The 14026-nt window shown below is 42.3% G+C and carries 13 protein-coding genes, 1 other RNA gene and 1 pseudogene; 9 read left to right on the plus strand and 6 right to left on the minus strand.

The window, feature by feature from the left end; translation table 11 throughout:
- The first annotated feature begins 16 nt into the window (after nucleotides 1-16).
- The 6 genes from HC723_RS07360 to HC723_RS07385 all read left to right on the plus strand — a co-directional run bounded on the left by HC723_RS07360 (nucleotide 17) and on the right by HC723_RS07385 (nucleotide 6528).
- On the plus strand, nucleotides 17-445 hold the full coding sequence (locus HC723_RS07360; protein ID WP_153446264.1) for a universal stress protein: 429 nt from the start codon (nucleotides 17-19) through the stop codon (nucleotides 443-445).
- 169 nt (nucleotides 446-614) lie between these two features.
- Nucleotides 615-1640, plus strand: coding sequence for an erythrose-4-phosphate dehydrogenase (gene epd, locus HC723_RS07365; protein ID WP_190338642.1), 1026 nt, complete (start codon nucleotides 615-617; stop codon nucleotides 1638-1640).
- 342 nt (nucleotides 1641-1982) lie between these two features.
- Nucleotides 1983-3146 carry a phosphoglycerate kinase gene (locus tag HC723_RS07370; protein WP_153446267.1) on the plus strand — a complete coding sequence of 388 codons (1164 nt, stop codon included), beginning with the start codon at nucleotides 1983-1985 and terminating at the stop codon, nucleotides 3144-3146.
- A 194-nt stretch (nucleotides 3147-3340) separates the two neighbouring features.
- Nucleotides 3341-4417: a class II fructose-bisphosphate aldolase gene (gene fbaA / locus HC723_RS07375; protein ID WP_153446269.1), complete on the plus strand. Its 1077-nt coding sequence runs from the start codon at nucleotides 3341-3343 to the stop codon at nucleotides 4415-4417.
- 263 nt (nucleotides 4418-4680) lie between these two features.
- Complete coding sequence (gene mscS, locus HC723_RS07380) at nucleotides 4681-5541, plus strand: small-conductance mechanosensitive channel MscS (protein ID WP_190338643.1); 861 nt, start codon at nucleotides 4681-4683, stop codon at nucleotides 5539-5541.
- Nucleotides 5542-5826: 285 nt separating this feature from the next.
- Nucleotides 5827-6528, plus strand: a complete 702-nt coding sequence (locus HC723_RS07385; protein ID WP_153446272.1) for an oxidative stress defense protein — start codon at nucleotides 5827-5829, stop codon at nucleotides 6526-6528.
- A 148-nt stretch (nucleotides 6529-6676) separates the two neighbouring features.
- Here HC723_RS07385 and serA read toward each other — a convergent pair whose 3' ends face one another.
- The 5 genes from serA to zapA form a co-directional block, all read right to left on the minus strand.
- A complete protein-coding gene (serA, locus tag HC723_RS07390; protein WP_153446274.1) occupies nucleotides 6677-7906 on the minus strand; it encodes a phosphoglycerate dehydrogenase in 1230 nt (409 codons plus the stop codon).
- A gap of 226 nt (nucleotides 7907-8132) precedes the next feature.
- Nucleotides 8133-8789, minus strand: a complete 657-nt coding sequence (rpiA, locus tag HC723_RS07395; RefSeq protein WP_153446276.1) for a ribose-5-phosphate isomerase RpiA — start codon at nucleotides 8787-8789, stop codon at nucleotides 8133-8135.
- A 64-nt stretch (nucleotides 8790-8853) separates the two neighbouring features.
- Nucleotides 8854-9465, minus strand: a complete 612-nt coding sequence (locus HC723_RS07400; protein WP_190338644.1) for a 5-formyltetrahydrofolate cyclo-ligase — start codon at nucleotides 9463-9465, stop codon at nucleotides 8854-8856.
- Between the two features lie 17 nt (nucleotides 9466-9482).
- A non-coding RNA gene (ssrS, locus tag HC723_RS07405) (6S RNA) lies at nucleotides 9483-9668 on the minus strand.
- A gap of 91 nt (nucleotides 9669-9759) precedes the next feature.
- Nucleotides 9760-10038, minus strand: a complete 279-nt coding sequence (zapA, locus tag HC723_RS07410) for a cell division protein ZapA (RefSeq protein ID WP_407701686.1) — start codon at nucleotides 10036-10038, stop codon at nucleotides 9760-9762.
- Nucleotides 10039-10371: 333 nt separating this feature from the next.
- Between zapA and HC723_RS07415 the strand changes: the two genes are divergently transcribed.
- The 3 genes from HC723_RS07415 (at nucleotide 10372) to HC723_RS07425 (ending at nucleotide 13454) form a co-directional block, all read left to right on the plus strand.
- Nucleotides 10372-10950 (plus strand): UPF0149 family protein, encoded by a 579-nt coding sequence (locus HC723_RS07415; RefSeq protein ID WP_153446281.1) that lies wholly within the window; start codon nucleotides 10372-10374, stop codon nucleotides 10948-10950.
- Between the two features lie 85 nt (nucleotides 10951-11035).
- Entirely contained in the window at nucleotides 11036-12250 is a 1215-nt protein-coding gene (gene ubiH, locus HC723_RS07420; RefSeq protein ID WP_190338645.1) for a 2-octaprenyl-6-methoxyphenyl hydroxylase, read from the plus strand.
- A 1-nt stretch (nucleotide 12251) separates the two neighbouring features.
- The gene (locus HC723_RS07425; protein WP_153446284.1) at nucleotides 12252-13454 is read left to right on the plus strand and encodes an FAD-dependent 2-octaprenylphenol hydroxylase; all 1203 of its coding nucleotides are present in this window, start codon (nucleotides 12252-12254) and stop codon (nucleotides 13452-13454) included.
- A 251-nt stretch (nucleotides 13455-13705) separates the two neighbouring features.
- On the opposite strand, the pseudogene HC723_RS07430 reads toward HC723_RS07425, so the two are convergent.
- A pseudogene (locus HC723_RS07430) lies at nucleotides 13706-13900 on the minus strand (DUF1107 family protein); the annotation flags it as partial.
- Nucleotides 13901-14026: the final 126 nt, after the last annotated feature.

The raw sequence follows: 14026 nt of genomic DNA on the forward strand, positions 1-14026 counted from the left end.
TCCATTTGAGGAGTTTATGATGAAATACCAAAATATTATGTTAGCGGTTGATCTTACTTCTGATTCAAAAGAATTAGTAAAAAGAGCCGAAGAGATCGCCATGTTACATCAAGCTAAGTTGAACCTGATCCATATCGATCCGAACTTCTTAGATACTTATGACGGCGTGATTGATATTAATACCGATGAGTTTCAAGACCGTGTTCACCATGAATCTGTGGTTGAAATCAAAAACATGTTAGCTGAATCGAATGTGATGGTAGATAAATACTTAGTCAGCACAGGGGCGATTGAAGATGAAATCATTCAAGCCGTCTCAGCTTACAATATTGATTTAGTGATGATGGGACACCATAAATCAAGCTTACTACGTCAGGTATTATTATCTCCCTCTGAGCCGCTAGTTCGCGAAATGCCATGTGACTTGTTGTTTATTAAATTGTAATCACGGTGAATCGAAGCGACTTGCATCGCTAAATTAAACCCGAACAAATCCCTTTAAGCTTTTAACTAGAAATAGATTATGGTTTGAAGGGATTTTTGTATTTCATCATAGATAGGGTAAACTTAGCCGCACGTGAATCCCCTAGTTGTATATAGAAGAGTGAATACGGATGTTAAGAGTCGCCATTAATGGGTTTGGCCGAATTGGTCGCAGTGTGCTGCGCGCTTTATATGAAAGTGGTAAAAACCAAGATATTCAGGTGGTGGCGGTCAATGAACTGGCAGAACCTGAAAGCATGGCGCACTTGCTGCAATACGATTCAAGCCACGGGCGTTTTTTTAAAAAAGTGACCCATGAACAAGAACATCTCTTTATTCATCATCAAGATGCGTCATTCGATGCCATTCGTATTCTGCATTTAAAAGACATAAAATTATTACCGTGGAAAGATCTTAACGTCGATATCGTATTAGATTGTACCGGAAAGTTTGGTAATCAAAGTGATGGTCAATTGCATATCCAAGCAGGGGCCAAAAAAGTATTGTTTTCACATCCAGGTGATAACGATCTCGACAATACCATTATTTATGGCGTTAACCACGACAGCTTATTAGCTGAACATAACGTGGTATCGAATGGCTCTTGTACCACTAATTGCATTATTCCTGTGATTAAAGCATTAGATGAAGCGTTTGGAATTGAGTCCGGCACCATCACCACGATTCACTCATCAATGAATGATCAACAAGTTATCGATGCTTACCACCCCGATCTACGCCGTTCTCGCGCCGCCAGTCAGTCAATTATTCCGGTCGATACTAAGTTACATTTAGGCATTGCCAGAATTTACCCAAAATTTGTCGATAAATTTGAGGCAATTTCGGTACGAGTTCCTACAATTAATGTCTCTGCGATGGATTTAAGTGTCACAGTTCACAAAAACGTAAAAGTTGATGACGTAAATCAATCTATTATTGAGGCATCTCGTTGTACATTGGATGGCATATTGGATTACACCGAAGCGCCATTAGTGTCGATTGATTTTAATCACGATGCCCACAGTTCAATTGTGGATGGTTCTCAAACTCGCGTCAGTAATCACCGGCTAGTAAAAATGCTGGTGTGGTGTGATAACGAGTGGGGGTTTGCTAATCGTATGCTGGATACCAGTGTCGCGATGGGGCGATTTTTGTAAAATTGCACATCATTTGAATAAGGTGCGACAAAAAAGCACCTTCGTTAAATGAGAAATAGCTTTGCGCTGATATTTTAGGCGGTTTATTATTTTTACCCTTGAAATAATAAAAGTTAAACCCCAGTATAGAGGTAGATTAAATACGCCTTCCTGACAGAAAAGGAAGATGAGAGTGAAATGCTCTGCCGCCGTTGAGTCACTCCGGCCGCCAAGATCACGCGCACTTTATAGCGTGTACGAATATCATTGCTTGGTTACTTACCGCAGTAAATGGTAAAAACCAAGGGATAAAATCTTCACTATTTTTATAATTTAAACTTCACTAACATTGAGAGAACAAACATGTCTGTAATCAAGATGACTGACCTGGAACTTGCAGGTAAGCGTGTATTTATCCGTGCTGACCTAAATGTGCCAGTAAAAGACGGTAAAGTAACTTCTGATGCTCGTATCCTTGCATCACTTCCAACGATTAAAACTTGCCTAGCGGCAGGTGCTAAAGTGATGGTTACTTCTCACCTTGGCCGTCCTACTGAAGGTGAATACAACGAAGAGTTTTCTCTTGCGCCTGTTGTTAACTACTTAAACGACGCACTAGACTGCGACGTTAAACTAGCAAAAGACTACCTAGACGGTTTAGAGCTTAACGCTGGTGAGTTGGTTGTTCTTGAAAACGTTCGCTTTAACAAAGGCGAGAAGAAAAATGAAGAAGAGCTATCTAAAAAATACGCAGCACTTTGTGACATCTTCGTGATGGATGCGTTTGGTACGGCTCACCGTGCACAAGCATCAACTCACGGTGTTGGTATGAACGCACCAATCGCTTGTGCTGGTCCTCTTCTTGCTGCAGAGCTTGAAGCGCTTGGCAAAGCAATGGATAACCCAGAGCGTCCACTAGTCGCTATCGTTGGTGGTTCTAAAGTATCAACTAAACTAACCGTACTTGAATCTCTATCTAAAATTGCTGACCAGCTAGTAGTTGGTGGTGGTATCGCAAATACCTTCATCGCAGCTGAAGGCCACAATGTTGGTAAATCTCTATACGAAGCTGACTTAGTTGAAACCGCTAAGAAACTAATGAACGATTGTGCAATCCCCGTTGCGACTGATGTTGCGTGTGCAAAAGCATTTGATGAAAACGCAGAAGCTGAAATCAAAAACGTTGCTGACGTTCAAGACGATGACATGATCTTCGACCTTGGTCCAGATTCAACGAAAGTATTGGCTGATATCATCATGGGTGCAAAAACCATTCTTTGGAATGGCCCAGTTGGCGTATTTGAATTCAAAAACTTTGAAGCAGGTACTGCAGGTATTTCTAAAGCAATCGCTGAATCTGCAGGTTTCTCTGTTGCGGGCGGCGGTGACACATTAGCGGCTATCGACAAGTTCGGTATCAAAGCTGACGTATCTTACATCTCAACGGGTGGCGGTGCTTTCCTTGAGTTTGTTGAAGGTAAAGTGTTACCTGCAGTAGCAATGCTAGAAGAGCGTGCTAAAGCATAATATTGAATAAAGCGAGGACAGGTGTTCTCGCTTTTTACGTTTGCTACGCAATTTATGATGATGTTTATGGTTGTTGTCGTACCTTCTTTCTTAGATACCTTGTTGTCTAGATAGCTTGTTGTTACAATCCCGCGCGCTAATCAAGCAAACGTTTACTACATAATTTAAATGATAGAATAAATAGGACTCAACCCATGTCTAAGATCTTTGATTTTGTAAAACCTGGTGTTATCTCTGGTGATGACGTACAAAAAGTTTTCGCAGTAGCAAAAGAAAACAAGTTTGCGCTTCCTGCGGTAAACGTTGTTAACACTGATTCTGTTAACGCAGTATTAGAAGCGGCTTCTAAAGTTAAAGCTCCAGTAATCGTTCAGTTCTCTAACGGTGGCGCAGCTTTCTTCGCAGGTAAAGGCATTAAACTTGAAGGTCAAGGTGCACAAATCCTTGGCGCAGTTGCTGGTGCAAAATACGTACACGCAATCGCTGAAACTTACGGCGTTCCAGTTATTCTTCATACTGACCACGCAGCTAAGAAACTTCTTCCTTGGATCGACGGACTACTAGACGCAGGTGAAGAATACTTCGCGCAAACTGGTAAGCCACTATTCTCTTCACACATGCTAGACCTTTCTGAAGAGTCTCTAGAAGAGAACGTTGAAACTTGTGCTAAGTACCTTGAGCGCATGGCTAAAATGAACATGACTATCGAAATCGAACTAGGTTGTACTGGTGGCGAAGAAGATGGTGTTGATAACTCTGGTATGGACGAGTCTGAGCTTTACACTTCTCCTGAAGATGTTGCTTACGCTTACGAAAAACTAATTGCAGTAAGCCCGCGTTTCACTATCGCGGCTTCTTTCGGTAACGTACACGGTGTTTACCAAGCGGGTAACGTTGTTCTTACTCCAACTATCCTACGTGATTCTCAAGCATACGTTTCAGAGAAATTTGGCCTTCCAGCTAACTCTCTAAACTTCGTATTCCACGGTGGTTCTGGTTCTTCTGAAGCAGAAATCCAAGAGTCTATCGGTTACGGTGTTATCAAAATGAACATCGATACTGATACACAATGGGCAAACTGGGATGGCGTTCGTGCATACGAAGCTGAAAACCGTGATTTCCTACAAGGTCAAATCGGTAACCCAACTGGCGAAGCTGCGCCAAACAAAAAATACTACGATCCACGTGTATGGTTACGTGCTGGTCAAGCGTCTATGGTTGCGCGTCTTGAGAAAGCATTCTCAGACCTTAACGCAAAAGACGTATTATAATTTGTCTTTAACGGTTAATCGTTAAAACATATTTAAGCCTTACTTTAATCAGTAAGGCTTTTTTTATAGCATGAGATCTTGATTGTGAAGTTGTGAAGTTTTTTCACTTTGACGTAACAAAGTGTTTTCATTGCACTGAAAAGTCGATATATTATGTTGTAGCTTTAGGATTTAAATGAATGTTCAATGTATTTGCATTTGTCTTAATTAGGCAGCATAAAGATTGAATATTTAACAACTTAGTCAGGAATAAGGAAGTAACGATGGATGAACAAGATGTGACAGAAGTAGCTTCTGCTATTGCCCCTAAATTAACCGATTGGTTGACGCACAATTCTGATTTATTGGTGCAATATGGCGTCAATATTCTTTCAGCAATTGTTATTCTTTTTATCGGTAATATTATCGTTAAGAAGATCGGCAACAGTGTTGCTAAAATGCTCGAAAAGAAACAAATGGATCAAGCGGTTGTAGACTTTGTTAGCTCCCTTGTACGTTATGTTCTATTTGTCATTGTTTTGATTGCCGCTTTAGGCCGTGTAGGCGTTGAAACCGCTTCTGTGGTTGCGGTTATTGGTGCAGCAGGTTTAGCCATTGGTTTAGCTCTTCAAGGCTCACTAGCTAACTTTGCAGCCGGTGTATTGATTGTTGCTTTCCGTCCATTTAAATCTGGTGATTACGTTGAAATTGCAGGTGTTTCAGGTAGTGTTGAATCGATTCAAATCTTCCAAACGGTATTAACCACACCAGACAACAAAATGATTGTGGTGCCAAATGGTGGCGTTATCGGTGGTCCAATTGTCAACTATTCTCGCCATGCAACTCGTCGTATCGACCATGTAATTGGTGTTTCTTATGGCTCTGATCTTAAGAAAACCAAAGAGGTTATCAGTAAAGTATTAGCCGCAGATAGTCGTATTTTGCAAACGCCAGCCCCTACGATTGGTGTGGTTGCACTTGCAGATTCTTCAGTTAACTTTGTGGTTCGTCCATGGGTGAAAACAGAAGCGTATTGGGATGTATACTTTGATTCTTTACAAGCGATTAAAGAGGCGCTTGATGCAGAGGGTATCGAAATTCCATTCCCACAAATGGATGTGCACATGAATAAAGTGGAAGCGTAATTTCCTCTTTATGATGTAACAAAATACCAAAAGGCGCCTCGTGCGCCTTTTTTGTTGCTACACTGTTTTTATTATTTTACCAATTCCATAAATTTAATGATCGTTCAAAATTGAGTACAGAGAAAAGTGTCAAAGATCATGGATGGCCTTTTCTCAAGCGGCCAAGGACGGATTAGCATTTTTTCGGCGTATTAAATTGATCAAATATTAAAGGGAATTAGTATTGTTAGCTGGCCAGATAGCTATGTTGTTGGTATTACTACGATTGTTAATAAAGAGGTAGGTATGAAAATGTATCGTCGTGTGGTGTTATTACTGAGTTTAAGTGTATTTTCGGCTATGAGTTTAGCCGATGGTGCGGTATCGCATGCCATTTTATCGACCACAGGTTTTGGTCAAGTGGTTGCCAAGCCTGATATGGCAGAGTTTACGGTGGCGATTCAAGCCCAGCGAAGCCAAGCAAAAACGGCTAAGCAAGCAGTCGATAAAATCGTGACTCAGTTTGTTGCTGCTTTAGATGAGCAAGGGATCAAGCGCGCTGATATTGCGAGTGGTAATTTACGCTTAGCACCACAGTATCAATATGAGAAAGATAAAAAGCCAGAGCTGAGTGGTTATCAAGCGAGTCGACATATTACGGTGTCGGTATATCAACTCGACAAGCTCAATCAGTATTTAGATATTGCATTGAAATCTGGGATAAACCGAGTCGATGGGATCCAACTAAAAACTCAAAATGAAGCCAAGTATAAGCAACAAGCGAGACAAGCAGCGATTGAAGATGCCAAGCAAAAAGCAAAAGACTTAGCCAAAGGGTTTGATACCCAATTACTTGGTATTCGCTCTATCCATTATCGTGGTGATATGACCGCTCCTGTTGGCGCTAAAGTGATGATGATGAAAAGTCGTACCAGCGATCAAAGTTATCAAGATCAAAGTATGCTGATCCGCGATCAAGTCGATGTGGTGTATAAAATCAAACAATAGTGTGACCTTTTATTAAGCGCTCAAGGGTGAGGCTGCATCTTTTCGGCGTATTCAAACTGAACCGATCGTAAGTGGAATAGAGATAAAAAAACAGCGACTGAAATAGTCGCTGTTTTTGACTGTCGTTTGATTATGCTGCTAGGACAAATTAATGAAGAAGTCGAGCACGGATAGTGCCTGGTACTGCTTTCATTTTCAGTAGTGCCTCTTCAGAGCGTTCCGCTTCTACATCGATCACTACATAACCCATTTCGGCATTCGTTTGCAGATATTGACCGGCAATGTTAATACCTGCATCTGCAAAAATGGTGTTGAGTTGAGTTAGGATGCCAGGACGGTTCTCATGGATATGAAGCAAACGAGAAGTGCCAGTATGCTCTGGAAGTGATACTTCAGGGAAGTTAACACAAGATAATGTTGAACCATTATCAGAATATTTAGCGAGCTTGCCTGCAACCTCAACCCCAATGTTTTCTTGCGCTTCATGGGTTGAACCACCAATGTGAGGTGTCAGGATCACATTATCAAACTTCATTAACGGTGACTCAAATGGGTCGTTATTGGTTTTAGGTTCGGTTGGGAATACATCCACCGCCGCGCCACTTAAATGCCCTGATTCTAACGCGTCACATAATGCAGGAATATCAACCACAGTGCCGCGGGCAGCGTTAATGAAAATTGCGCCTGGTTTCATTTGAGCAAATTCTTGTGCGCCCATCATCTCTTGAGTGCTGGCAGTTTCAGGAACGTGCAAAGAAATAACATCACACTTATTAAGCAGTTCACTCATGGTCGGAACTTGGGTGGCGTTACCTAATGACAGCTTATTTTCAATATCGTAATAGTAAACGCGCATACCGAGGTTTTCAGCTAAAATACTGAGTTGAGTACCAATATGACCGTAACCAATAATACCAAGACGCTTGCCACGAGCTTCATAAGAGGCATCAGCGCTTTTCTTCCAAATCCCACGATGAGCAAGTGCGTTTTTCTCTGGAATGCCGCGCAGCATTAATAACAGTTGTCCAAGCACGAGTTCTGCCACACTGCGAGTGTTGGAGAATGGGGCGTTAAAAACAGGAATGCCGCGCTTTGCTGCCGCATTTAAATTAACTTGGTTAGTACCAATACAGAAACAACCAACGGCAACGAGTTTTTCTGCCGCATCAAATACTTCTTGAGTCAGATTTGAACGAGAGCGGATTCCAACGAAGTGTGCATCTTTAATTGCTTCTAACAGCTCATCTTCTGGTAGCGAGCCCTTATGGTATTCAATGTTGGTGTAGCCAGCCGCTTGAAGTACCTCAACGGAAGATGGATGTAAGCCTTCCAATAGAAGAATTTTTATTTTGTCTTTATCGAGAGAGTTTTTGCTCATTTAACGTCGTCCTTAATTATCAATGAAGAGATGCGCACTTTCCAAAACTGCCAACAAAAATTGGCAAGTATAAGAGTTTTTGTGATCCATGTGCGTCTGTGTAGATTAAAGTATCAAAAAAATGTGAACTTGGGTAAGACTATTCGCATATAAAGTATAAAAAAACGGCATCAATGAGATGCCGTTATAAGTTTGGAGATAAATAATCAGAATTAACTGGCTTTAATTATGCTTCAATTTTTGCGCCTTCAGCGGTACCTGTGATCACGACATCAGCGCCACGATGAGCGAATAAACCGACCGTAACCACACCAGCTAAACCATTTATTGTGGTTTCTAATCCTTTAGGATCGACAATTGCAAGGTTATGCACATCGAGAATGATGTTGCCGTTATCGGTCACCACACCTTGACGATATTCAGGAGTGCCACCAAGTTTGACTAGTTCACGTGCCACGTAAGCGCGAGCCATTGGGATAACTTCAACCGGCAGAGGGAACTTACCGAGAACATCGACCGCTTTAGTGCCATCCACGATACAAACAAAAGTTTTAGACATCGCCGCAACAATTTTTTCACGCGTAAGTGCCGCGCCGCCACCTTTGATCATGTCGCGTTGGGCGTTGATTTCATCTGCGCCATCGACATACACATCTAAGCCTGCCACTTCATTTGAATCAAACACTTCAATGCCTAATTCTTTTAATTTTTCCGTTGAAGCAACTGAGCTTGATACCGCCCCTTCAATTTGACCTTTCATTGTCGCTAGAGCATCAATAAAGTGATTAACCGTTGAACCAGTACCAACACCAACGATGCTGCCTGGTTTTACGTAATCTAATGCAGCCCAACCGGCGGCTTTTTTCATTTCATCTTGGGTCATGCGTAGCTCCTAGCTATGGATAGAGGGGGGATTAAGTCTGATCGATATAAACGTTTGCGCAGGATTATAACGCGTTAAAATTATTTTCCCAGTGCCAAATCTGTTTTGGGGTCACAATTGTGGCGAGCGGAATATCCCACAGTTGGATTGGCAGCTGAGCGACTTTTTGGCAATCATGCGCTAAGCCAATGGCGCTTGCCCCTGTGCCAGTCTCAAACCCTCTTTCTAAGGTGCGATCATAATAACCGCCGCCCATGCCTAAGCGTTGTCCGCTATCATCAAACGCGACTAAGGGGGTGAAAATAATATCGACACTGGCAAGCGGACATATTTGAGTTTTATCGAGCTTGGGTTCCAATATGCCATATTGATTGGCGATCATCGGTGTGGTCGGGGTGTAATTAAGAAAAAGCAGTTGGCCTTTAGAGAAAGGATGAATAACCGGAAGTAGCACTTTTTTATTTTGTTGCCATAGCCATTGGATGGTTGGCATGGTATCGACTTCACCATCAACGGACAGGTACAGTGCGATTTCTTGAGCTTGATCTATTTGGGGGAGTTGTTGAATGTGACTAAGCAGATCTAATCCTGCTTGGGTTTGCTCTTGTGCAGAGAGAGTTTGTCGTTTTTGTCGAATAGAGGTGCGGATTTGGTCACGCGAGAGAGCGTCGTTCATAGCTGACCTCTAAAAGAGAATACCCCAATGTGCCGTTGAGAATCGATGGACCTATGAACCAGCGAGTTCAAGGCGGATCAGTAATGTTAACCGTAGGCTTCTCGATACGAGCCGAGCTTGCACAATAGCTTTCAAATACTAATCCTGGTTTGTTGCTTATCGGCTCAGGGACTTAAATCCTCTGACAAACACACCAGGGTATATTTTGTTGCACCGTTTACTGAGTGTTATTGGAAACATTCAATAGGATGCAAATTTTTTTGTTGTGACTATAAATTAAGCAATATTAATGATTTAAGACTTGTTCGGTAATGCTTGCTCTAATGTTAAGGTCAAATGCTCTAAGCGCTCATTGATTTGAGCCGAATTGTGCACTTGTTGCTGCAGTTCATTAAGTTCATAACAGGCATTAAGAGCGGCAATGATCAGTAGTTGTTCAATGTTGCTTACCTTAGTACGTTCAGTCATCTTGTTCAAGCGTTGATTCAGCTCATCAGCGGCAGCCTGCAAGGATTTTTCTTGTCCTGAAGGGCAGTTGACACGAGTGAGTTTTCCTAATATTTCGACTTCCACTATGGTGTACTCTTTATTGCTGATGATAAAATAATCAACTCATTCACATTATGGTTAATATCCATAATGTGAATGAACTTGATCTCATTGAAAGGCAAACTATAGGCTAAACCCTTGCTATTGTTCAAGCATTTCAGTGCATAGAAGGGGGATTTTGCTGATTGTTGAGCAATTCGATTATAAAGTAACTTAATTATACTCCGATTATGGTTTTCGGTAGCCGCTGGGAATTGATATACTCGAACTCATTATCATTAAAGAATGCCTGCTTATTTGTATCGCTTTCTTTTTTATTGATTCATTCATTACCATTATAGCCAAGTGAGATATTTCATGACTCAAATTCGCCTGCCTGAATACACCTTAGCCCAAACTGAACTTACTGCCGCCTCGTTATCGGTTACTCCTGCTGAATTGCAAGGTTTGATCGCCGGAATGTTATGCGGTGGTTTGCCTTTAGAGGGACAAAATTGGAAGGTCTTACTACAAGATTACACCAATGAAGGTTTGGGTTGGGGCAGCAAAGCGATGCAAATGGCAGAGCTCGTCTATGCGGTTTCTGTGGCAGAGTTGACCGGCACTGACATGGAATTCAATTTACTATTACCAAGTGATGATGATTTACTAGCGTACGCAGACGGTACATCCGACTGGGTGAATCATTTTATTTCTGGTCTTGGGTTATCGGGCGCGACTTTAACCAAATTATCGACTGAAACCAAAGAAGCCTTAGCGGATCTAGAAGAAATTTCGAAATTGGGTATCGACGAAGACGACGATCTACAAGAGCAAGCTATTTTACTTGAGCAAGTGCTTGAGCATGTGAAAGTGTGTGTCTTAACTATACATTCTGATCTAGGTGCAAAACCGGCCATAAACGCAGAAGTTTCGAGCAGCAAAACATTACATTAATGCTTGCGGGTTCAAGTTAACGACAGGGTCTTTCAGCCACAATAGTCGTTAATCAAAAGTGTGTTTTTAATAACCAGAGAGACTTATGAAGCAGTATGATGTTGTGATTGTGGGCGCGGGAATGGCGGGCTCAACCTTGGCTTTAGCTTTACATCGTTTGTGTCACGGCAATCTTTCTATTGCGGTGATTGAAGCGCATCCAGTTAATAGCGAGCAACATCCAGGCTTTGATGCTAGAGCTATTGCTTTATCGTATGGCACCGCCAATATCTTAAAAATACTCGGGTTATGGGATAAGTTTTCAGCAATCAAAACCGCCATTACGGATATTCAAGTTTCAGATCGAGGACACCTTGGTTTCACTGATATTGATGCTAAATCACAAGGGGTGGATGCACTTGGTTATGTGGTCGAACTGGCGGATGTTGGGCGATTATATCAAGCTGAATTAAACAATACCGAATTAAACAACACCGAATTAAATCATGCCGCCATTGACTATTTTTGTCCCGCTCAAGTTAAACGCATTGAGCGTAGTGTTGAACAAGTAGTGATTGAACTTAACGATGGCAATCACCTCCAGGCAAAACTATTGGTTGCCGCGGATGGGGCACTATCTCAAAGTTGCCAGTTACTGGATATTGAACTCAATGAAGTTGATTTTGAACAACATGCCGTGATCGTGAATGTTTCTACTCAACTGCCACCCAATGGTAAAGCATTTGAGCGTTTTACTTCATCTGGCCCTTTGGCCTTTTTGCCGATGTCGGATCAGCGCAGTTCAGTGGTGTGGTGCTTACCACCGCAACAAGCAGAGCAAATACTAGCGCTTGATGAGCTGGCATTCACTCAAGCGTTACAGCAACAATTTGGTTGGCGTTTAGGGGCGATCACGAAAGTTGGCGTGCGTGCCAGTTATCCATTATTGTTACGCTATCGAGAGTCGGTGATCTCGCATCGTTTTGCGGTAGTGGGAAATGCCGCGCAAACCTTACACCCTATTGCAGGGCAAGGGTTTAATTTAGGGATCCGCGATGTGATGAGCCTAGCGGAGAGCATCACTCAGGCATTTGAACAAGGACAAGATATTGGCGCATATACTGTGTTGTCGCAATATCGTCAATCTCGCGAGCAGGACCGAAATCAAACCATGTCACTGACATCCAGTTTAGTGAATATATTTTCTAATGATTGGCTTAGCCTGCGGGTGGGTCGCAACCTTGCTTTAATGGCAATGGGTAATCTATCTTGTATTAAACAGCCTATAGTTAAACGAACTATGGGATTAGTGGAGCGATAACATGCAAAGTTTTGATATTGCTATTGTGGGTGGCGGCATGGTGGGACTTGCCTTAGCGGCGTCTTTTGCCGACTCTAACTTGCGAGTCGCCGTGATTGAAGGTGTTGAACCCAATCAAGAACTCGACAGTATGCCAGATACACGGGTGTCGGCATTAAGTCGTGCCAGCGAGCTATTTTTAAAGAACCTACAAGCTTGGGATGGTATCGCTGCCCGCCGTCTTGCGCCTTATGTTGCAATGGAAGTGTGGGAAAAAGACAGCTTTGCCCGCCTTGAATTCCATGCGGATGAATTATCCCAATCGAATATCGGCCATATTGTTGAAAACCGAGTGATCCAATTAGCGTTATTAGAGCGAGTAAAAAACCTTGCTAACGTCTCATTATTTATGCCTAATCGTTGTAGCAAGATGGTGGTTGGTGAAAGCGAAGCTTGGATCACGTTAGAGACTGGTGATTCACTTACGGCAAAATTAGTTGTGGGTGCAGATGGCGCGAATTCGTGGGTAAGAAAACAACAAGACATTCCGCTGACCCATTGGGATTATGGCCATAGTGCGATTGTAGCTAATATCCGTACCACTGAACCGCATCAAGGTGTTGCACGCCAAGTTTTTACTCCGCAAGGACCTATCGCGCTGCTGCCATTGTCTGATCCTCATTTATGCTCATTAGTCTGGTCAACCGAACCTAATCGCGCCGATGCATTGGTTGAGCGTTCCGAAATGGCGTTTAATCAAAGCTTAACCACTGAATTTGATGTGCGTTTGGGTGTATGCCAAGTCGAAGGAACTCGCAGCGCATTTCCATTAAAAATGCGTTATGCGCGTGATTTTGTGCAAAATCGAGTAGCGTTAGTCGGGGATGCCGCGCACACCATTCATCCACTGGCGGGGCAAGGGGTTAACCTTGGTTTTCTAGATGCAGCAAGCTTAGCGGAAGAAGTGCTTTCTCTATGGCAAAGCGGTGAGGATATAGGTTTACATCGTAATTTGCGTGGCTATGAGCGTTGGCGTAAAGCTGAAGCGGCCAAAATGATTGCTGCGATGCAAGGCTTTAAAGATTTGTTTGCTGGTGGCAATCCGGCTAAGAAGTTAGTTCGAGGCTTAGGTATGCAATTTATTGGTCATATGCCGGGCATGAAAGAAGAAATGATGAAGCGAGCATTAGGAATTACTGGGAAGTTACCTAGCTTAGTCAAATAAGATCATTTAATCTTTGATCAATTTGAATACGCCGAAAAGACGCTGATCCATCCTTGGTCGCTTGAGAAAAGGCCATCCATGGCCTTTGACACTTTTCTCTGTATCCAATTTTGATCTATGATTAAACGCTTTGAATGGGGCGAATATCCACATCAGAAATAGAATTAAAATGGCATAAAAAAGGCTTGATCGGTAAACGATCAAGCCTTTTTTATGCACAATACCTGAGCAGCAACTTACTGTGATGGGTCTTACATCGCAAAGGTGCGAATACGGTTGATGGCTAAATTAATTTCTTTGACAGTTTGGTAGTGTTTATTTTCTGGCTGAGCTGGAACCATTAACTTGGCATTGTCGAACTCAAACTTACCCATACCGTCTATTTCGATATAACCTTTAAATAGGCGGCTAATGTGCTTGGCGATTTGTTCTGGAGTGTAACGTTGTAAGCGTTCACCAGCACCCTATTGACAGGCGAATGTGACGATCATCACTTGATCTACAATTGCCTATTGAACGATCCTTTTTATGCTTCATTATCTTCACATGAGCAGAAAAAAAGAACCTAAATA

It is taken from the genome of Vibrio sp. S11_S32, from assembly GCF_014694465.1.
Classification (GTDB): domain Bacteria; phylum Pseudomonadota; class Gammaproteobacteria; order Enterobacterales; family Vibrionaceae; genus Vibrio; species Vibrio algicola.